This is a genomic window from Acidobacteriota bacterium (assembly GCA_016195325.1).
Classification (GTDB): domain Bacteria; phylum Acidobacteriota; class Polarisedimenticolia; order JACPZX01; family JACPZX01; genus JACPZX01.
Genome location: JACPZX010000050.1, coordinates 19,016 through 38,305, shown reverse-complemented (window position 1 = coordinate 38,305; position 19,290 = coordinate 19,016). Strand labels below are relative to the sequence as shown.

General features: G+C 69.5%; 19 protein-coding genes. 9 read left to right on the top strand and 10 right to left on the bottom strand.

From position 1 onward, the window contains the following. Positions 1-114: 114 nt before the first annotated feature. The 4 genes from HY049_10035 to HY049_10020 are packed head-to-tail and all read right to left on the bottom strand — an operon-like array spanning position 115 to position 4,991. Positions 115-2,133: a molybdopterin-dependent oxidoreductase gene (locus tag HY049_10035; GenBank protein MBI3449240.1), complete on the bottom strand. Its 2,019-nt coding sequence runs from the start codon at positions 2,131-2,133 to the stop codon at positions 115-117. 1 nt (position 2,134) lies between these two features. Continuing rightward, the gene (locus tag HY049_10030) at positions 2,135-2,671 is read right to left on the bottom strand and encodes a (2Fe-2S)-binding protein (GenBank protein ID MBI3449239.1); all 537 of its coding nucleotides are present in this window, start codon (positions 2,669-2,671) and stop codon (positions 2,135-2,137) included. Positions 2,672-2,694: 23 nt separating this feature from the next. Next, entirely contained in the window at positions 2,695-3,315 is a 621-nt protein-coding gene (locus HY049_10025) for a nucleotidyltransferase family protein (GenBank protein MBI3449238.1), read from the bottom strand. Continuing rightward, positions 3,312-4,991: a hypothetical protein gene (locus HY049_10020; protein ID MBI3449237.1), complete on the bottom strand. Its 1,680-nt coding sequence runs from the start codon at positions 4,989-4,991 to the stop codon at positions 3,312-3,314. Before HY049_10020 ends, HY049_10025 begins: the two co-directional genes overlap by 4 nt. Before the next feature lie 48 nt (positions 4,992-5,039). Between HY049_10020 and HY049_10015 the strand changes: the two genes are divergently transcribed. Then, positions 5,040-6,992, top strand: a complete 1,953-nt coding sequence (locus tag HY049_10015) for a tetratricopeptide repeat protein (GenBank protein MBI3449236.1) — start codon at positions 5,040-5,042, stop codon at positions 6,990-6,992. Positions 6,993-7,004: 12 nt separating this feature from the next. Here HY049_10015 and HY049_10010 read toward each other — a convergent pair whose 3' ends face one another. The 5 genes from HY049_10010 to HY049_09990 all read right to left on the bottom strand — a co-directional run bounded on the left by HY049_10010 (position 7,005) and on the right by HY049_09990 (position 11,787). Continuing rightward, positions 7,005-7,655 (bottom strand): methyl-accepting chemotaxis protein, encoded by a 651-nt coding sequence (locus HY049_10010; GenBank protein MBI3449235.1) that lies wholly within the window; start codon positions 7,653-7,655, stop codon positions 7,005-7,007. A 78-nt stretch (positions 7,656-7,733) separates the two neighbouring features. Next, positions 7,734-8,522: a DMT family transporter gene (locus tag HY049_10005; protein MBI3449234.1), complete on the bottom strand. Its 789-nt coding sequence runs from the start codon at positions 8,520-8,522 to the stop codon at positions 7,734-7,736. A gap of 134 nt (positions 8,523-8,656) precedes the next feature. After that, on the bottom strand, positions 8,657-9,652 hold the full coding sequence (locus HY049_10000; GenBank protein ID MBI3449233.1) for a response regulator: 996 nt from the start codon (positions 9,650-9,652) through the stop codon (positions 8,657-8,659). Between the two features lie 66 nt (positions 9,653-9,718). Further along, the gene (locus HY049_09995) at positions 9,719-10,882 is read right to left on the bottom strand and encodes a DUF362 domain-containing protein (protein ID MBI3449232.1); all 1,164 of its coding nucleotides are present in this window, start codon (positions 10,880-10,882) and stop codon (positions 9,719-9,721) included. Next, positions 10,879-11,787 (bottom strand): decaprenyl-phosphate phosphoribosyltransferase, encoded by a 909-nt coding sequence (locus HY049_09990; protein MBI3449231.1) that lies wholly within the window; start codon positions 11,785-11,787, stop codon positions 10,879-10,881. Before HY049_09990 ends, HY049_09995 begins: the two co-directional genes overlap by 4 nt. A 153-nt stretch (positions 11,788-11,940) precedes the next feature. Here HY049_09990 and HY049_09985 point away from each other — a divergent pair, with 153 nt between their 5' ends. After that, entirely contained in the window at positions 11,941-12,681 is a 741-nt protein-coding gene (locus HY049_09985; protein MBI3449230.1) for a glycosyltransferase family 2 protein, read from the top strand. Here HY049_09985 and HY049_09980 read toward each other — a convergent pair. Then, a complete protein-coding gene (locus HY049_09980) occupies positions 12,656-13,120 on the bottom strand; it encodes a transcription elongation factor GreA (GenBank protein MBI3449229.1) in 465 nt (154 codons plus the stop codon). The two genes, HY049_09985 and HY049_09980, sit on opposite strands and share 26 nt — an antisense overlap. Positions 13,121-13,301: 181 nt before the next feature. Here HY049_09980 and HY049_09975 point away from each other — a divergent pair, with 181 nt between their 5' ends. From HY049_09975 to HY049_09945, 7 genes are all read left to right on the top strand, one after another. Then, positions 13,302-14,015, top strand: a complete 714-nt coding sequence (locus HY049_09975) for a zinc-ribbon domain-containing protein (protein ID MBI3449228.1) — start codon at positions 13,302-13,304, stop codon at positions 14,013-14,015. Positions 14,016-14,528: 513 nt separating this feature from the next. Beyond that, positions 14,529-14,978 (top strand): cytochrome c maturation protein CcmE, encoded by a 450-nt coding sequence (locus HY049_09970; protein ID MBI3449227.1) that lies wholly within the window; start codon positions 14,529-14,531, stop codon positions 14,976-14,978. A gap of 4 nt (positions 14,979-14,982) precedes the next feature. Next, positions 14,983-16,992, top strand: coding sequence for a heme lyase CcmF/NrfE family subunit (locus tag HY049_09965; protein ID MBI3449226.1), 2,010 nt, complete (start codon positions 14,983-14,985; stop codon positions 16,990-16,992). Then, positions 16,979-17,593, top strand: a complete 615-nt coding sequence (locus tag HY049_09960) for a cytochrome c-type biogenesis protein CcmH (protein MBI3449225.1) — start codon at positions 16,979-16,981, stop codon at positions 17,591-17,593. The genes HY049_09965 and HY049_09960 overlap by 14 nt, the downstream gene beginning before the upstream one ends. Beyond that, positions 17,590-17,904, top strand: coding sequence for a hypothetical protein (locus HY049_09955; protein ID MBI3449224.1), 315 nt, complete (start codon positions 17,590-17,592; stop codon positions 17,902-17,904). Before HY049_09960 ends, HY049_09955 begins: the two co-directional genes overlap by 4 nt. After that, positions 17,894-18,616: a heme ABC exporter ATP-binding protein CcmA gene (gene ccmA, locus HY049_09950; GenBank protein ID MBI3449223.1), complete on the top strand. Its 723-nt coding sequence runs from the start codon at positions 17,894-17,896 to the stop codon at positions 18,614-18,616. The genes HY049_09955 and ccmA overlap by 11 nt, the downstream gene beginning before the upstream one ends. Continuing rightward, complete coding sequence (locus HY049_09945; GenBank protein ID MBI3449222.1) at positions 18,604-19,281, top strand: heme exporter protein CcmB; 678 nt, start codon at positions 18,604-18,606, stop codon at positions 19,279-19,281. Before ccmA ends, HY049_09945 begins: the two co-directional genes overlap by 13 nt. The last annotated feature ends 9 nt before the right edge of the window (positions 19,282-19,290 follow it).

The window sequence follows — 19,290 nt, the reverse complement described above, 5'->3', positions numbered from 1 at the left end:
CCGGAACCGGCCGGCCGCCCTGAGGCGCCTTGATGCGTGGGGCGGGCGGAGCGCCCGGAGCGGGCTTGCGCGCGCCCCGGTTCTTCTGGATCCCGGCGAGGATGCGATCGGGGGTCATCGGGAGCTCCTGGCTCTGAGCGCCTGGCCGAGGCCCATGTGGATCGAGCCGATGACCTGGCCTTCCACGGCCGTCGGGTTGAGCGCCCTGCCGCAATCGTGGGCCGCCCAGATGTGATCGACGCGCACGAACCCCGTCTCGGGATCGACCTCGACCTCGGCGACGTACGCCTGGAAGGAGTAGGTCGGCGACAGCCCCGCGGCCGCCCCCTTGAACTTGCCGCCTATCGGCGGGGCGGCTGCGTAGGCGCCGCGCGCGATGAGAGCCCCCTTCCCCGCGAGGGCCTCGGTGAGCGCCTCCATGAAGGTGACGCCGACGGCCGGGTTCGGCGCGTACTCGATCCGCCCGTCGCGGGCGACGAACCCCTCCGCCGGGTGGCCCGTCAGGCGCGCGGCGGCGGCGATGAGCTGGGCGCGGATCTCCTCGGCGGCGCGCCGCGCGGCGTTCCCCGCCATGAAGGTGACGCGGCTCGAGTACGAGCCGAGATCGATCGGGTCGGTGTCGCTGTCCGAAGAGAACACGCGGATGCGCTCGAGGCCGATGCCGAGGGGCTCGGCGACGCACTGCGCGAGCATCGTGTCGGACCCCTGGCCGATCTCGGCGGCCATGCAGTGCACGGTCACGCCGCCGTCCATGTCGAGCTTCAGGTGGGCGGTCGACTGCGGGAGCTTCGTGAAGTGGATCGGCAGCGCCGAGCCGGAGATGTAGAAGCCGCAGGCGACGCCGATGCCGCGCCCGGGAGGGAGCTTCCGGAACTTCTCGTCCCATCGCGACGCCTCGCGGACCTTGAGCAGCCCCTCGCGCGTGCCGTTCGACGTGATCCTGAACTCGTTCACCGTCGTCGTGTTCGGCGGCAGCAGGTTCCGGAGCCGGAAGTCGATCGCGTCGATGCCGGCCTTCTCCGCCAGCTCGTCGACGATCACCTCCATCGCGAAGCGCGAGTTCACCGCGCCGTGCCCCCTCATGGCGCCCGACGGGGGCTTGTTCGTGTAGACGCGCTTCCCCGAGTAGCGGAAGCTGGGAATCCGGTACGGGCCCATGCAGAGCACGCCGTTGTAATAGGTGGTCACGACGCCGAACGAGCCCCACGCGCCGCCGTCGATGAGCGCCTTGAGGTCGAGGCCCGTGAGCATGCCGTCGGCCGTCGCGCCGATCGTCATGCTGGTCTTCGTCGGATGCCGGCCGTGGTTCGTGAGGAAGACCTCCTCGCGATCGAAGAGGATCTTCACCGGGCGCTTCGTCCGGCGCGACAGGAGGGCGGCGATCATCTCGTGAGGGAAGGGATCGCTCTTGCCGCCGAAGGCGCCGCCGACCATCGGCCGGATCACCCTGATGCAGTGCATGTCGATCTCGAGCACCTCCGCAAGCGCGCGGTGCACGTAGTGCGGCACCTGCGTGGCCGACCAGATCGTGAGCCGGCCGTCGTGATCGTAGTGCGCGACGACGCAGTGCGGCTCGGTGAAGGCGTGGGTCACGGGCGCGAACTTGAAGGCGTGGGAGACGACGTGGGCCGACCCGGCGAACGCCGCGTCCACGTCCCCGAAGTTCTGCTCGACCGCCTTGTGGACGTTCGTGCCGCCGACCGTCTTGTCGTGGATCGGCTCGGCGGTGACGGCGAGCCCGTCCTCCAGGTTGAGGATCGGCTCGAAGGGCTCGTACCGGACCTCGATGAGCCGCATCGCCTCGAGCGCGGTCTCCTCGTCCTCGGCGGCGACGGCCGCCACCGCGTCGCCGACGTAGCGGACCTTGCCCACCGCCATCGCCGTCTCGTCCTTGCTGACCGGGAGGACGCCGAAGCGCGAGGTGGACTCGAGGCCGTGGATGACGGCATGCACGCCGGGGAGCGATTCGGCCCGGCGCGTGTCGATCGCCGCGATGCGCGCGTACGGCAGGGGCGAGCGCAGGATCTTCCCCGTGAGCATCGCCGGGAGCTTGATGTCGTCCGTGTAGACGCCGACGCCCGTGACCTTCTTGACGGCGTCGACGAGAGGGGTGCGCTTCCCGATCACTCCCACGTCACGCCTCCTCGATCCCGTCGCCGGCCGCCTCGACGGGCGAGCGGTAGGCGCCCCCCGCGCGACGCCGCGCGACCTCGGCGGCCCCGCGCGCGACGGCGTCGAGGATCGAGACGTAGCCGGTGCAGCGGCACATGTTCCCGCTGATCGCGTCGCGGATCTGGCCTTCCGTCGGCGCGTCGTTCGCCTCGACGAAGGCCAGCGCGGTCATGATGAACCCCGGGGTGCAGAAGCCGCACTGGCTCGCGCCGGTGTCGACCCACGCCTGCTGGAGCGGATGGAGCCCGTCGCCGCCCGCCACCGCCTCCACCGTCGTGATCGATCGTCCTTCGGCCTCGAGGGCGAGCGTGAGGCACGAGAGCGTGGGCTTGCCGTCGAGGAGGACGGTGCAGGCGCCGCAGGTCCCCATGTCGCACCCGCGCCGCGTGCCGGTGAGGTTGAGCGTCTCCCGGAGCACGTCGAGGAGGACGTCGTACGGACGGACCGCGACGCGCCGATCGATCCCGTTCACCCGGAGCGTGACCAGCGTCCTGTCGATCTTCTTCCTGATGGTCGTGAGCGTCACGGTGGTGAATGCCTCCCCCTGCGCCGGTACTCGGCGACGGCCTCGAGGTACTCCTCCGGAGTGTTGATCCCGGACAGGACCGCCGCGCTCTCCGCGGCGACCGTCTCGATCTCGGGCTCGCGGGCGCGCACGTAGTCGCGGAGCGGCGCGTCGTCCCCGACCCCGAGAAGCGGCTCCCGGTGCGCGATCGCCATGAGCAGCGGGTGCCCTCGCCGACCCTCGAACGACGGGATGATAATCGACTTTTCGGGCGCTCTCACCTGAAATCGTTCGCGCAGGATAGCGATATCCCGCCCTCGAAGCAGCGGATGATCCGCGGGGAGCACGAAGAACCCCGCGGCCCCCGGCGGCACCGCCGCCAGCCCCGCCTTGAGGCTCGACGTCTGGCCGCGCCCGGGATCCTCGTTCACGACGAAGCGGACTCCCGCGCGCCGTTCGATGGCGGTGCGGATTCCCGCGGCCCCGGAACCGACGACAACGATCGCCTCCCCGGCCCCCCCTTCGAGGCACGCCGACACCACGAGGTCGAGGCACGTCCGTCCGTCGAACTCGAGAAGGGGCTTCGGAGTCCCCATCCGGGACGAGGCGCCGGCGGCGAGAACGAGGGCGGAGATCACGATTGCTCGGGCCGGCGGCGAAGGAGCGCGAACGCGGTCGCCGCGGCGGCGAAGGCGGAGAGGAGCCACGCGCCGCGGCGCGCGGGCGTGTCGGCGAACCGGAGATCGACCCGGTGACGGCCCGCCGGCACGTCGACCAGGACGAGCGCGGTCCCCGGCTCGGCGCGGAGGCGCGCTGCCACGCCGTCCGAGTCGGCCCGCCAGCCGGGAGTGGCGAAGAGGTGAACCCTCAGCGTCGCGTCGGCCGGGGAGTCGACCTGCACCGTCATGCCGTGCGTCCTCTCGGCGACGATCGTCGCCGCGCTCCCCGGCATCGCGTCCCCCGCGGCGTCGACGATCGCCGCGCGCGGCCCTTCGGGGAGAAAGTGAAGCCGCTCGACCTCCTTCGGCTGGAACTTCGGATCGCCGAAGTACTTCGCCTGCATCGCCTCGCGCGTGAAGTCCGCGTCGCTCCCGCTCCCCTGGCGCGCCTTCAGGTACGGCACGCACGCGGCGACGAGAAGCGCGGCGACGGCGATCTGCACGACGAGGCGGCCCCGTGCCGACGCGGCGATCGTGAAGGTCGCCATGCCCGCGGCGAGCGAGGTGCCGAGCCCGACGACCATCAGGAAGCGCCAGGGGAACTGGACGTTCTGGAGAACGTGCAGCCGATCCCAGAGCGGGCGCGTGATCGACAGCGTCAGCGTCGATCCCCCGACCGCCAGGAGCGCCGCGAACCCGACGGCGGCTCGGCCCCGCCCCGTGAGGGCCGCCGCGGCGATCGCGGCGAGCAGGAGCGCGACATGCGCCCATCCCATCTGGAACGACATGTGATCGGCCGTTCCGGGGACCGACGCCCCGAACCCCCACGCCGTCGAGAAGAGCTGGGGGGCCTCGAGGAAGTGGTCGCCGTACCAGTCGGGGCCCTTCGCCCCCTCCTCGTAGTGAGTCCCGGGAAGATCGGCGAGCGCGGGGACCCACACGAAGGCCGCGAGCGCCAGCGCGAGCGCCAGCGAGGCCGCGGCCGCCAGGACGGAGCGAGCGCGCGCGCCGCGCCGCGAGCTGAAGAGCGCGTAGGCGGCGACCAGGGGAAGGCCGATCACGGTGGACGGAAAGTGCGACGCCGGGATGAGCGACGTCACCGCCGCGGCGGTCCCGATCGCGCGCGCCGAGGGGTGCCGCACCGCGCGGCGCGTCGAGGCCAGCGCCAGCGGGAGGACCGCCATGGCGAAGAGCTCCGAGTACGCCATCCGGACGTAGACGTCGGCGATCCGGTACGGGAGGTACACGTACGCGAGGCCGGTGATCGCCGCCCCGGATCTCCCCGCGTGGGGGCGCGCGAAGATCGCGGCGGCGATCGCCGCCGCGAGGACGGTGCCCCCCGCCGCGATCTTGAGCGAGACGATGGGACCGGCGCCGAGGAGGACCAGGAGCGCCGGCAGGTAATAAGGTAGGACCGGGTTGAAGTCGAGAATCGGGCCGCCCAGCCCGCCGAAGGCGTCGGGAACGAAGCGCGGGTAGAGGACCCCCTCGCCGAGAGCGCGCGCCGTCTCCGCGACGCGGAAGAGGTGGGCGACGGTGTCGTGCCCCCAGGGGAATGCGACGGTGACGAGCGGGCCGAGCGCGCCGAGGGACAGGAGAAGGAAGGCCGCCTCGAGAGTCCGGCCGTCCCGAGGAGGGGTGGAGCGCGTCTTCATCCGCGTCAGTCTAGTCGCAATCGACGGGCGACGGATCTAACCTCGCGCATGGCGAAACGATCGAGGAATCCGCGCCGTCCGGGCGACGCCGATGGCGGCCCGGCGCGCGGCCGGGACGCGGCGAACGCGGACGGCGCCCCCGGAGCGACGGACGCCGCGGCCGCGGCGGGGGTCTTCCTCCTCGCGCTGGCGGTGCGCCTCGCTTACGTCTGGCAGATCCAGGCCGCCGGCCTTGGCCGGTACCTGAGGCTCGATCCTCTCTATTACCACCAGTGGGGACAACGGATCGCGGCCGGAGACTGGATCGGGCGCGACGTCTTCGAGATGTCGCCTCTGTACGCCTACTACCTCGGAGCGCTCTACCGGGCGTTCGGCGACGGGCAGATCCTCCCGCGGGTGCTCCAGGCGATCCTCGGCGCCGCCGTCTGCGGTCTCCTGGTCCTCGCCGGGAGGCGCGCCCTCGGACGCGCCGAGGGGATCGCCGCGGGGATCCTCTTCGCCCTCTACGCCCCCGCGATCTTCTACGACGGCCAGGTGATGAAGACGTCGCTCGAGGTCTCGTTCGCGACGCTTGCGACCCTCGCCTTCTACGCCGCGGCGCGGCAGGGAGCCTCCCCGGCTCCTCGGTGGCTCTTCGCGGGCGGCATCCTCCTCGGGCTGACCGCGCTGATGCGCGAGAACATCCTCGTCGCCGCACCGATCTTCTTCGCCTGGGCCGTGTGGCCGCGCCCCGGGGTCTCCGTGCGGGCGAGAGTCGCCGCCGGAGCGGCTCTCGTCGCGGGGACGATTCTGCCGATCGCCCCCTTCACCGTGCGCAACGCCGCCGTCGCGCGGGAGTTCGTCCTGATCACGTCCCTCGGCGGCGAGAACTTCTACACGGGCAACAACGAGATAGCGAGCGGGCGCTACACGCCGCCTCCGTTCGTCCGCCCCGATCCGCAGTTCGAGCACGAGGACTTCCGGCGCGAGGCGACACGGCGCGCGGGGCGCCCGCTCACCCGCCGCGAGGCGTCGGACTTCTGGTATCACGAAGGGGTGCGGTTCATCACCGCGCACCCGCTCCGGTACGTGTGGCTGCTCGGCGACAAGCTGCTCGTCTTCTTCAACGACTTCGAGCGCCCGGACAATTTCAGCCTGTACAACTTCCAGAGATTCTCGCCGGTTCTCGCCGCCCCCCTTCCCCACTTCGCGTGGATCGCGCCGCTGGGGCTCCTGGGCGTCGGGCTCGCCTGGCGGCGACGCGGCGGGCTGACCCCGTTCGTCGTCACGCTCGCGACCTTCGTCATGTCGGCGCTTATTTTTTTCACGCAGGCGCGCTATCGCATGCCGGTCGTCCCGATCCTCTGCCTTTTCGCGGCGCACGCGGTCTTCGCGCTCGTCGCCGCGGCGCGCGGGAGGCGCTTCGGCCTTCTCGGCGGCTCCGCCGCCGCCCTCGCCGCCCTGGTCGCGATCGTCCTCCTTCCCCCGGGCAACACCGCCCTGTACGACGCGCGAAACCACTCGCTCCTCGCGGAGATGCTCCTCGAGGCGGGGCGGACCGACGAGGCCATCGCGGAGTATCGGGCGAGCGTCGCCGGCATCGAGGCGATCCCCGCGGGGGATCCGGGCGACGCGCCGGCGATGCGCGGCCTGGCCGGCGCGCACCTGGGGCTCGCGCGGGCGCTCCTCAAGCAGGGCGCGAATCGCGACGCGCTGGATCACCTGAAGCTCGCGGCGGAATCGCCGCGCGAGGACATCCGGTTCGCCGCCTTCAGCACGATGGGGGCGCTGCTCGGCGAGAGCGGCAGCCCCGCGGCGGCCGCGGAGGCGCTGGCGCGCGCGGTGGCGGAGAGGCCCGACGATTTCGAGGCGAGGATGGCCTACGCGGAAGCGCTCGAGAGGATCGGGAGGACGGCCGATGCGGTGGCGCAGCTCGATCGGGCGATCGCGATCAACCCGCGGGACGCCGACGCGCCGAGGATTCGCGCCGAGCTGATGCGGGGCCCCGGCCTTCGCCGCTGACGGGGCTCGCTCTCAGCGAACCCCCGGCTCGACGAGCCTCAGGTGGCTCCGGGTGTGGTCGTCCGCGATGCGGAGGAGACGGCGCTTGCGATCCCGCATCTCCATCAGCGTGGCCCTCAGGCCGTCGCGCAGCGGACCGGCGTTCGGCGAGCGGTCGAGGACCGAGAGCAGGTCGTCGACGTCCGCGAGATCCTGCCCGGCCTGCCGGCGCAGCTCTCCCGTCGCGGTGTTGAAGGTCTCCGTGATGTCCTGGAAGTAGTCCCCCCTGCGGAGCCGCAGCGCCGTCGTGAGGTCCCCCTCCCCGATGCGGCGGAGGCGGCGCTCGATCGCGAAGAGAGCGCCCATCAGCCGGCCGGAGTGGACGAGCCCGATGGCGAGGAGGCCGAAGACGTAGAAGACCGCGCCGATCGTGAGCGTCGTCTCCATCGCGATCTGCTGCGCCTCGAGAACGTCCGCGAACGCGGGGTTCGTCTCCGACAGCTCGTGGACGCGGACGAGGTTGATCTGATGGACGGCGGAGATGAGGAGGACGAGCAGCACGGCCGCCCCGAGCGTCGGGACGAGGGTCGTTCGGAACTGATCGGCGGGGCGCCCGAGAACGCGGCGGGCGCTGTACGGGCGGGGGCCAGGGCTGTCCGACAGGTTCGGCGCGGGATCAGACATCCACGGATCCTCCTGTCACCTCACCGCCCACCCTGCCGGAGGCGACGGGCGCGAATATGAGGCGGTGACGGGGGTTCGTCAAAGCCGGGGAGGGCGCCCCTCCGCGGGATTCCGATTTTCGGGCTCGTCGGCTTCCTCCCGGAGCATGGCCCGGAGCACCGCGATCAGCCCGAGGACCACGAGCGCCCCGCCCCCCGCGAGCGCGGCGCCGGGACGCTCGCCGAAGATCACCCAGGCGTAGAGCGTCGCGAGGACGGGCTCCCCGAGGAGGGCGGCGCTCACGACGTACGCGCGGACGCGCCGCACCGACCAGTTGAGGAGGCCGTGGCCGAGGACGCCTGGGCCCGCGGCCATCAGCAGGTACCACGGCCAGTCGGCGCCGAGCGCGGCGCGGTCGAGCTCCCCCGCGGCGAGCGCCGCGGCGAGGAGACAGCAGGCCCCCGCGCCGTAGACGCCGGTCAGGTACGTCCCGAACGCCACGCGCTCGCGGACCGTCCGCCCGATCAGAAAATAGGCTGCGGCGAAGAACGCTCCCGCGAGCGCGAGGAGGTCGCCGAGGAGGTGCGCCGGGCCGAGGGCGAGATCACCGCCCGCGATGAGCGCGGTGCCGGCGAGCGAGACGAGCACGCCGGCGACGGTCGCTCGCGAGGCCGACTCCCGGAGGAAGACCCGGGAGAGGGCGATGCCGAAGATCGGCTGGGTGGAGACGAGCAGGACGGACGCGCCGACGCTCGTGTAGCGGAGCGAGGCGATCCACGTCGCGAAGTGGAGCGCCAGCAGGCTCCCCGCAAGGAGAATCGGGAGCCACGCGCGGCGCGGGATGGGCCGCGGCGCGCGGCGGGACTCCCGGATGGCGAGGGGCGCCACGAGCGCCGTCGAGAGGATCAGCCGCCAGAAGGCGATGCCGAGAGGCCCGGCGACGCAGAGGCGGGCGAGGATCGACCCCCATGAGACGGCGACGATGGCGCAGGCGAGCGCGGCGGTGGTCGCGGCGCGAGAGCTCAGGGACTCTTTTCCGGCCGGGGCATCGGCTGCGTGTCGACCGTCACGGTGTCCTCCGTCGGCTCGATGAACCCCTTGTCGATCAGTCCGAGGAGCGCGCGGTAGGTCTCAAGATCCCGGTGCGGGAGAGCATCGAGGAGATCCGAGAGCGCCATGTGCCCCTCCACGGCGCCCACGACGTCCCGCTCGGCGGTGCTCAGCTCGATGTGCTCGATGAACCCGCTCACAGGAGGGCGCACGCGGAAGAGCGTCTTCGGGGCCGGAAGCTGGTCGGCCAGGTTGCGGAGCTCGTCCCAGTGGGTGAACCCCTCCATGAGCACCGAGGAAGTCGTCGCGGCGATCGTCTCGGCGACGGACGGGGGAAGGTCCTCCAGGACGAACCGCGTCTCCGGCCACATCATCAGGCGGAAGAGCGCCTTCTCCCCCGCCACGCGCCCCACGGCGGCGTGGACGATCCGCCCTTCGCGGAAGTAGATCCGCCCCTCCTCCCCCTCGACCCCCTGCAGCTTGAGGACCCCGGTCCGCCCGTTGAGGCTGAGAATCTGGAGGAGATCCGCCATCGACAGATGGCGGGTGTGACCCGAGAGCATGTCTCCCGCCCCCTCCGCCTCCTTCAGCTTCCGAGCGCGGGAGAGGATGATCTCCGCGCGCGCGAGCAGCTCCTCGCGGGAGAAAGGCTTGGTGAGGTAGTCGTCGGCGCCCATCCGGAGGCCTCGGACCTTCTTCTTCGCCTCCTGCTCCGTCGTGAGGAAAATGAAGGGGATCTGCGACGTCTCGGGGGCGCGCCGGACCTCCTCGCAGAGCTTCCACCCGTCCATGACCGGCATCAGGATGTCGGCGACGATGAGGTCGGGGCTGGTCTGCGCGATCTTGCGGAGCGCCTCGGCGCCGTCGGCGGCCATGAGCACGCGGTAACCGGAGGGGAGGAACGCGTCAGCCACGACCTGACGAATGAGAGGCGAGTCGTCGACGATCAGCACCGTGGACTTGGACATCGGCGGCCAATCTACGAAGGGGGTCCCGGAGAGTCAAGATCGGCCGGCTCGTCGCGGACCGGTCGATCAACGCTGCGGTGTCCCGTGCGTCACGGGCGACCCGACCGGAATTCCTTCGGCGCCCGGGCCGTAGCGATCGTCGAAGAACCTCCCCCACTTCGTCTTCCGGTAGGCCCGAATCCGGCTCATCCCCACGGTCGGGTACCACATCCAGTCGTGGTAGATGTTGGACGCCATCGGTGCCCAGACGACGAGCGGCGAATGGAGCGCGATCCTCTCGAGGAACCGGAGCGGTCCTCGCCTCAGCATCTGGTCGCCCCAGATGACGAAGCTGCGGGAGACCTTGAAGCCGAAGTTCACCCCCTCGATGGAATCGCCGACGACGTCGATGAAGCGCGGGTCCGCGACCCCGAGCCCCATCTCGTGGCAGATCCTCAGGTAGCCGATCTTCATCGGATCGAAGCCCATGAGCCGGGCGGCCACCGAGTCGATCGCGACGGAATCGGCGGCCCCGAGGAGGGTGTCCTTCACGTGAGGGATCATCGTCCGCGGCCCCGCTCCGTCGCCCGCGATGGTTCCGTCCATCAGCGTGAAGATCGCCGGGTGAATCTCCTTCTGCATCATCACGAGGTCCGCGAGCACCTCGTGGATGTGCTTGTGCGCGTAGTGCCGGACCTCTTTCAGCAGGCCGCCGAACGCGTTCTTGATCGAGCCGGTCGTCGTGCTGTGGCCGTGCGTCTTGACGGTGGGCAGATGAAGGATCTGCCGGCCGACGTACATCTTCGGAATCTCGATGCCGTCAGGAAAAATCTGGTTCAGGCGCAGAAGCTTCGACTTGAACCGGTGCACCGTCCACTCGACCTCGGTGAGCGGCTGGAAGGTCAGGCCAAGGCCGTCCAGCACCTGCAGCCAGCGGTTGTTGCGGGCCCCCTTCCAGGGCTCGGTGACGACGGTCCTGTTCTCGACCGGCGTGAGGTTCTCGCGCCTGTAGCCGAGATCGAGCAGCGCGCGAACCGCCCCCTCGACCTGCCACGGCTCGGACGAGCACGCCGGGAAGTACTTGGTCCAGGAGAGGTTCAGCTTGATGAGCGTGGGAAGATCGCGCGACAGGACGGCGTCCAACTCGGCGAGGCGGGCGAGCCGGGAGTAGTCCTCGAGGACCGTGGGGACGTCGGTCGTGAGGACGGCGACCCTTGCGCGCTGTGTCGGCACCGGATGCCACCTGGTCAGTGCATGTAGAGGATCAGGCCCGCGGCCACGCTCCAGAGCAGGATGTTGATCAGGAGCGGCCGGTCTCCGAAGAGCGCCTCGGTCGGGCTGCCCCCCAGGTCCCGCTTGTGGACGAGGTAAAGATACCGGAAGACCCCGTAGATGACAAAGGGGACCGTCAGGTAGAGGCGGTCGGTGCCGAGGCGCTGCTGCACCTCGGGCGAGAGCGTGTACGAGGCGTACGCCAGGAGCGTCGCCGAGGTGACGATCGTGATCATCTGGTCGAGGAACGCGACGGAGTATTCCTTGAGGATCCCCCGGTGCTCCGTCGCCCCCTCGAGGAGGACCAGCTCCTGTCGCCTCTTGCACAGGGCGAGGAAGAGGGACAGGAGGATCGTGCAGAGGATCAGCCAGGCCGAGACGGTCACCCCGATGGCGAGGCCTCCCGCGACGGCCCGCAGCACGAATCCCATGGAGATCACCATCACGTCGACGATGACGATTCTCTTGAGCCACACCGAGTAGAGCACGTTGGAGCCGAGATAGACCGCGCCGACCAGCGCAAACGCCGGGACCATCGCGTACGCGAGACCGAGGGCGAGAATCCCGAGCGCGCAGGCGACGACCAGGGCGAGCGGCGGCGGGACCTCCCCCGCGGCGATGGGCCGGAACCGCTTCGTCGGGTGGACCCGATCGTTCCGGAGGTCGAACACGTCGTTCAGGAGGTACACGGCGCTCGAGAGCAGGCAGAAGATCCCGAACGCGGCGAAGGCCCGCTCCAGGCTCCCGGGGTTTCCCATGCGGTGGGAGAAGAGGACCGCCGCGAAGATGACGCCGTTCTTCGCCCACTGGCGGATGCGGAACGAGCGGATCAGTCCCGACACGACCCCGCCCGTCGTCAGCCGCGCGACGCGCGGCGCTGTCATCTCCGGCATGATCTCCAGGCTTCGCCTCCGGCGCTTGGCGCCTCGTCTCGAACGGGGTGGAAGCGAGCCGTAATATAGTTACGACGCGCCGGATGAGCCACGCACCGGGCACGGGGCCGCGCGGCCGCCCCCGTCCGCGCGCTCGGAGACTGCATGGGCACGGCCTTTCAACCCGACGGCATCGCGGTCGTCATTCCCGCCCTCGACGAGGCCGAGGCCGTCCCGCTGGTGCTCGCCGACCTCGCGGCGATGGGGCTGCTCGGGACGACGGTCGTCGTCGACAACGGCAGCCGGGACGGCACCGCGCGGATCGCCCGCGCCGCGGGTGCGAGCGTGGCCGTCGAGCCCCGCCGCGGGTACGGAGCCGCCTGTCTCCGCGGCCTGGGTTTCGTCCGCGACAGCTGGCCTTCGACCCGAATCGTGGTCTTCGTCGACGCCGATCGAAGCGACGATCCCATGCGGATCCCGGCTCTCGTCGGACCCATCGCCGCGGGGGACCGCGATCTGGTGCTCGGGTGCCGGGAGAGGGCGCTCGCCGCGCGCGGCGCCGTGAAACTCCACCAGCGGATCGGCAACGAGATCGTCTGCCGGACGATCCTCGCGATGTTCGGACACCGATTCCGCGACCTGGGCCCGTTCCGCGCGATCTCCGTCGACGCGCTCCGCCGGCTCGACATGGGCGACACGGGCTACGGGTGGACGGTGGAGATGCAGGTGAAGGCGCTCCAGCAGGGGCTGAGGGTGCTCGAGGTGCCCGTCCCGTACCGCCTCAGGATTGGCCGGTCGAAGATCAGCGGGACCGTGATGGGATCGATCGGCGCGGCGGTGAAGATCGGCTGGACGATCGCCGCGCTGCGGTTCCGCCCTGTCACTCCCTCTCGTGGATCGTCTTGAGGGAGAGGATCTCGTACGTGCGCATTCCCGATGGCACCTGGATGTTGACCTCGTCCCCGGGCTCCCGCCCCGTGAAGCCGCGACCGAGGGGCGACGTGATCGAGATCTTGCCATTCGCCGGATCGGCTTCGTCGGAGAGCACGATCTCGTACGTCAGCTCTTTCTCCTCGCGGGTGTCCAGCACCTTGAGTACCGAGCCGAGCCCGACCTTGTCGTGGGAGATGTCCTCGATCCGGATTTCGGAGAGCTCGCCGAGGCGCGTCCTGAGCTGGCCGATCCTCGCCCTGACGAAGGACTGCCGCTCCAGCGCCGCGTGGTATTCCGCGTTCTCCCTGAGATCACCCATCGCCAGCGCGCGCTTGATTTCCTGAGGGAGCTCGACCCGCAGCTCGCGCTCGAGGGCCTTCACCTCGGCCTCGAGCTTGGCCTTGATCTTCAAGCGCTCCTCCTTGGACCCAACGCGTACCGCGCGCTCCCGGGCGTCCGGACCCGAAGGCTCAGTATAGGCGGGCCACCATCCCCCATTCAACCGGCGGCGGTTGCTTCATTCTCCCCCCGGTGACATGATCCGGCCCGCTCGATGGCTCTAACCGCGCCGATGCGACCACGGGAGAGCATCCTTGAACGTTCATTGTCCCGGCTGCCGCGCGACCTACTTCGTGGACGAAACCAAGGTGCCCCAGGGCGGAGGACGCCTCACCTGCCGCCAATGCGGCACGAAGTGGGAGATCTTCCGGCCTGATACCGTGACGATGCGCACCGTCGCCCGGGACTCGAAGAAGCCCGCGGCGCCGGCCCCTCAACCCGTCGCCGCCCCGCCCCCCGTCGATCCTCCCACCGTCTCCCGGACCAGGAAGGCGCGAGGCGCGGCGACCTCGTCGGTCCCGGCGGTCACCTGCCCCAAGTGCGGGCACTCCTTCGCTCCCGCTCCGGAGGCGAAGCCCGCTCCTCCGGCGGGCGCACGGAAGGTGATCCTCCTGGTGGAAGACCAGAAGTACTTCACCGAGATCACGCGTGAGGCGCTGGGAGCCGAGTACCGGACGGTCTCGGTCGGCACGAGGGAAGAGGCGATGAAGGTCCTCGAGTCGGAGTCCCCCGTGCTGATGATCCTCGACCTCAGCCTCGCTCGCGGACAGGACGGACGGGACCTCCTCAAGGCGCTTCCCAACAAGGACTTCCCCGTGCTCATCTTCACGGCGCGCGACGAGACCGAGCTCTACGGCGACGCATGGGAAGAGCTCAAGCGCCTCGGGGCCGATGACATCGTCCACAAGGGAATGAACGTGGGCGACGAGCTCAAGCGAAAGGTCGCGTCGCTCCTCGCCGTGAAGTGAGAGCGGCTCGCGATCCCCTCAGAAAAAAAAGTGGGGGACCTTTCGGTCCCCCGAGGGCATGGTAGGGAGGTCGTGAAGCAAGCTGTTCGGACTGTACGCATATGCATGTTGTTACTAATGCATATGCATACCAGAGCCCCAATATAAGCCAGCGGGAAGGGGAGTCAAGCCCGACCAGCCGTCGCTCAGGACGATTGGAGCGTGATTTCGCGCTGTCGTCTCCCGCACTGCGAGACCTCCCTCCCCGCCCGCAGGAAGTCGAGCGCCCGCTCCCGCGACCTCGAGTCTTCTTCGGCCGGCATAACGTGCCGGTATCCAAGGCCTTCGCCGCTCGGCTCGCGCGGCCCGCGCGCCGGGAGCCGGCGACGACGCCTCGTGTCGAGCGGGCACCGCGGTTGCTGAACATCAGGACAGCGGACGTTGACGCCCTCGAAGCGACTCCGTTATGATGGGCGTCCATTCACCCAGCACGCCCGCAATCGGTCTCCCGTCGCGCACCAACAGGAGGTCCAGATGGGACGTAAAGGCATCCAATTGACCGTCGGGCTCCTCATCATCGCCGGCGGTCTTGTCGCTCTGGCCGGGGTCTCCTTCAAGGAGAACCTGGTCTACTACATCACGGTCGGCGAGTATCTCGACAAGCAGGCATCTCTCCCCGCGCGGGGGTTTCGCGTCAACGGGAACGTCGTCAAGGGAAGCGTCGTGCGCTTCGAGGACGGTGCCGGCGTCAGCTTCGCAATCACCGACGGCAAGCGATCCTTTCCCGTCGTGTACGCGCGCGAGGTTCCCGACACGTTCAAGGAAGGCGGCGAAGTCGTGATCGAGGGCTCGCGCGAGGCGGACGGAAGCTTCCACGCGCGCAGCCTCCTCGCGAAGTGCCCGTCGAAGTACGAGAAGATGGGGACCGAGCACCCCGCGGGGATCCCGACCGACACCGCAACGACCCAGACTCCGGGTTCCTGACCCCATGGGCGAACTCGGGAACTTCTGCATCCTCCTGGCGCTGGTCTGCTCGGTCTGGGCCATCCTCACGTCGTGGCTCGGGCGCGCCAACACCCTCTCCGAGTTGGTGCGCAGCGGCGAGCGCGCGGCGCAGGCCGCCGGAATCCTCGTCACCATCAGCGCACTCTCGCTGATCAAGGCCTTTCTCGACGACGATTTCTCGCTGCTCTACGTCGCGCAGAACTCGACGCGCTCGCAGCCGTCGGTTTACAAGGTCGCGGCCCTGTGGGGGGGGCAGGCCGGGTCGCTCCTTCTCTGGGCGTGGATCCTCTCGGTCTTCTCCCTCCTCGTCGTGACCCAGAACCGCCGCCGGAACCGCGACCTGATGCCCGGAGTCACGGCGACGCTCATGAGCGTCCTCACTTTCTTCCTGGTCCTGCTGACGTTCGTGGCCAACCCGTTCGAGCGCGGCACCGGGGCCGCGGCGAACGGCACGGGATTGAACCCGCTCCTCCAGCACCCGCTGATGGTGACGCACCCACCGACCCTCTACCTCGGCTACGTCGGCGTCGCGGTTCCCTTCGCGTTCGCGATCGCGGCGCTCCTCTCGGGGCGGCTCGGCAACGAATGGATCGTCACGATTCGGAGGTGGAGCCTCTTCGCGTGGTTCTGCCTGGGGATTGGAATCCTCCAGGGCGGGTACTGGGCCTACGTCGAGCTCGGCTGGGGCGGGTACTGGGCGTGGGATCCGGTCGAGAACGCGAGCCTGATGCCGTGGCTCGCGATGTCCGCGTTCATCCACTCCGTGATGATCCAGGAAAAGAAGGGGATGCTGAAGGTCTGGAACATGGTCCTGGTCATCATCGCCTTCTGCCTCTCGATCTTCGGAACCTTCATCACTCGGAGCGGCGTCATCGCCTCCGTCCATTCCTTCGCGCGATCGGGGATTGGCCCGTGGTTCTCGGGCTTCCTGCTCGTCATCGTCACCGTGTCGCTCTCCCTTCTCGTCTGGCGCCTGCCGCGCCTCAAGGCGGATCACCGGCTCGACTCGTTCCTCAGCCGCGAGAGCGCCTTCCTCTTCAACAATGTCGTCTTCGTGGCCATCTGCTTCACGGTCTTCTGGGGGACCGTCTATCCGATCCTCACGGAGGCCTTCACCGGCTCCAAGGTCAGCGTCGGGCCTCCCTGGTTCAACCAATGGAACGTCCCCATCTCGCTGCTCCTCCTGTTCCTGACGGGAGTCGGCCCCCTCATCGCGTGGCGCCGCGCCTCCGCGCGCAATCTCCGCGTGAACTTCACCAAGCCGATTCTCGCCGGGGCCGCGACGTCGCTGCTGCTCTTCATCGTCGGCATGCGCCATCCGTACGCGCTCGCGGCGTTCGGGCTCTGCGTCTTCGTCATGGGCACGATCGCCGTGGAATTCTACCGGGGAGCGCGGGCCCGCCAGGCGGTGGCCGGTGAGAACCTCGTCGTGGGAGTGTCCACGCTCGTGGCGCGGAACAAGCGGCGCTACGGGGGCTACCTCGTCCACGTCGGGATGGTCTTCGTCTTCGCGGGGGTGGCCGGCTCGGCCGGATTCCAGCAGGACGCCTCCGCGACCCTGAAGCGCGGCGAGTCGATGTCGATCGGCCAGTACAAGCTGACGTTCGTCGACACCGTCTCGTCCACCGATTCGAACAAGGACGTTCTCGGCGCCGTCCTCTCGGTGAACCGGGGCGGAGCGGAGGTCGCGCGCCTCCAGCCCGAGAAATGGTTCTTCAGGGCGAGCGAGCAGCCGACGACCGAGACGGCGATCTACGGCATGTGGCAGTGGCCCCCGCACCTGTCGGACGACGTCTACACGGTCCTCGTCGACGCCAACCCCCAGACCGGCGGCTACACGTTCAAGGTCTACCTGAACCCGCTCGTCTCGCTGATCTGGATCGGCGGGTTCATCCTCATCCTCGGAACGCACATCGCCGTGCTCCCCGAGTGGTCGCGCGTGACGGCCCTGGCCGCCGCGCCGGCGCGGGAGGCCCGGCATGCGGCCACCTGATCCCGGCGCCCGTTCCGCTCGGAGCGTCCTCCGTCCGGTCGCGCTGTTCCTTCTCGCGCTGACGCTCGGCGCGATGGTCGCGGCGCCGGCGTCGGCGCAGACGGACCCTGCCGCCGCGCGGGGGGCGGGCATGACCGCCCCCCATCCTCCGCCGGCCCCCGGCGGTGTCGAGGAGAAGTCCCCCGACGTCATGAAGGTGACGACGCGCGTGCTCTGCATGTGCGGCGGATGCGTCAACCAGACGCTTCACGAGTGCACGTGCGGGATGGCGGCGGACGAGAGGGACAAGGTCGCCTCGAAGATCGCCGCGGGGGGGAAGCCCGACGACATCATCAAGGCCTACGTCGACGAATTCGGCCCGCAGATCCTCGCGACTCCGGAGAAGACCGGGATCAATCTCGTCGGCTGGCTCGTTCCCTTCGCCGTGGCGATCCTCCTTCTCGCCTCGCTGACCGTCGTCCTGCGGGGATGGGTGCGACCGGAGACCGTCGAGACGGTCGGACCGAGCGCGTCGATTGCGGAGAGTTCGGCCCCCGGGGATCCGGTGGAGCGCCGCTACCGTGAACGACTCGAGAAGGAACTCAAGGAGCATGAAGGATGATCTTCGCGATCTGCGCCGCCGTCCTCGCCTCCGCCGCCCTGTGGATCCTCTCCCCGATTCTCGGATGGGGGGATGCGAGCGGCGAGCGGCACGATCTGGCGGCGGCCGAGCGGGAGGATCTGCTGCACCGGCGGCAGGAGAAGCTCTCGGCGATCAAGGACCTCGAGATGGAGTACCGCATCGGGAAGCTCTCGAAGGAGGACTTCGAGGAGACTCGCGAGCGTCTCGCGGGCGAGGCTGTGGAGGTCCTGAAGGCGATCGACGCCCGCGGCGAACCCACCCCGCGCCCCGCCGGGAAGCATGCCCGCTGACGCGGCCATCGAGGCGCGAGGGCTGCGGCGGAGCTTCGGCGCCCTCCCCGCCGTCGACGGTGTGGATCTCACGGTGCGCCGCGGCGAGTTCCTGACGATCTTCGGGCCCAACGGCGCGGGGAAGACCACGCTCCTCCGCCTTCTCTGCGGGCTGCTCCGGCCGACCGCGGGCCAGGTGAAGCTGCTGGGGCTGCCGCACGCGCGGGGCGCACCCGCGACGCGCTCGCGCATCGGGCTGATTGCCCACGCGCCGTTCCTCTACGGCGGCCTGACCGCGAGGGAAAACCTGCGGTTCTACGCGCGGCTCTATGACCTGCCCGACCGCGACGCCCGCGTCGACTCGATGCTCTCGCAGGTCGGTCTCTCCCACCGCGCCTCCGATCTCGTGAGGACCTACTCCCGCGGCATGCAGCAGCGGCTGACGATCGCGCGCGCGCTGCTGCACGATCCCGAGGTCGTCTTCCTCGACGAGCCGTACACCGGCCTCGACAGGCAGGCGGCGCGCGTCCTGAGATCGCTTCTCGACGCGATCCGCGGCCGGGGCCGCACCGTGCTGATGGTCACGCACAATCTCGAGGAAGGGCTCGAGCTGTCCACGCGCATCGCGATCATGTCCGACGGACGGTTCGTCGAGGATCGGCCCGTGTCGGGGATGACGCGGGGGGAGCTCGAGGCCCTCTACGCCTCCAGGGTCGAGGCGTGGACATCCTGAGAAAAGCGTGGGTGATATGGCTGAAGGATCTCAGGCTCGAGTGGAGGACCCTCGACTCGGTCTCGGGTATGTTCTTCTTCTCGCTGCTGGTCCTCGTCATCTTCAACTTCACGTTCGATTTCACGACCACGGACTTCCGGGAGATCGGGCCGGGGGTCCTGTGGGTGACCTTCACCTTCGCGGGGATCCTGGCGCTGTCGCACTCGTTCGTCATCGAGAAGGACGGGGACGCGATGCAGGGCCTTCTGCTGGCGCCGATCGATCCGTCGTCGATCTACCTCGGGAAGATGCTGTCGAACCTGACGATGATGCTCTGCGTGGAGCTCATCCTCGTGCCGCTCAGCGCCGTGCTCTTCAATTTCCCGATCCTGGGAAAACTGGGCGCGCTCGCGGCGGTGCTCGCCGTCTCCACGCTGGGGTTCGCCGGCGTGGGAACGCTCCTCGGCGCCCTGACGGCCCGCACGCGACGGGGCGAGGTCCTGCTCCCCCTGCTGCTTTTCTCGATCTGCGTCCCGATCATCATCGCCGCCGTCGAGACGACGAGGGCGGTGATGCGAACGGGCTCGCTCTCCGGCGCGAAGGAATGGTTCGTGATCGCCGCGGCCTTCGACGCCGTCTTCGTCACGGCCGCGTTCCTGACGTTCGAGTTCATCATCGAGGAGTGAGATGTCGAG

Excerpts from the sequence above, each read along its gene's own strand:
- HY049_09965 (MBI3449226.1), top strand. The coding sequence starts at position 14,983 with ATGGGCGAACTCGGGAACTTCTGCATCCTCCTGGCGCTGGTCTGCTCG.
- HY049_09960 (MBI3449225.1), top strand. The coding sequence starts at position 16,979 with ATGCGGCCACCTGATCCCGGCGCCCGTTCCGCTCGGAGCGTCCTCCGT.
- HY049_09990 (MBI3449231.1), bottom strand. The coding sequence starts at position 11,787 with ATGACAGCGCCGCGCGTCGCGCGGCTGACGACGGGCGGGGTCGTGTCG.
- HY049_10000 (MBI3449233.1), bottom strand. The coding sequence starts at position 9,652 with ATGTCCAAGTCCACGGTGCTGATCGTCGACGACTCGCCTCTCATTCGT.
- HY049_09970 (MBI3449227.1), top strand. The coding sequence starts at position 14,529 with ATGGGACGTAAAGGCATCCAATTGACCGTCGGGCTCCTCATCATCGCC.
- HY049_09955 (MBI3449224.1), top strand. The coding sequence starts at position 17,590 with ATGATCTTCGCGATCTGCGCCGCCGTCCTCGCCTCCGCCGCCCTGTGG.
- HY049_09985 (MBI3449230.1), top strand. The coding sequence starts at position 11,941 with ATGGGCACGGCCTTTCAACCCGACGGCATCGCGGTCGTCATTCCCGCC.
- HY049_10020 (MBI3449237.1), bottom strand. The coding sequence starts at position 4,991 with ATGAAGACGCGCTCCACCCCTCCTCGGGACGGCCGGACTCTCGAGGCG.
- ccmA (MBI3449223.1), top strand. The coding sequence starts at position 17,894 with ATGCCCGCTGACGCGGCCATCGAGGCGCGAGGGCTGCGGCGGAGCTTC.
- HY049_10010 (MBI3449235.1), bottom strand. The coding sequence starts at position 7,655 with ATGTCTGATCCCGCGCCGAACCTGTCGGACAGCCCTGGCCCCCGCCCG.
- HY049_10015 (MBI3449236.1), top strand. The coding sequence starts at position 5,040 with ATGGCGAAACGATCGAGGAATCCGCGCCGTCCGGGCGACGCCGATGGC.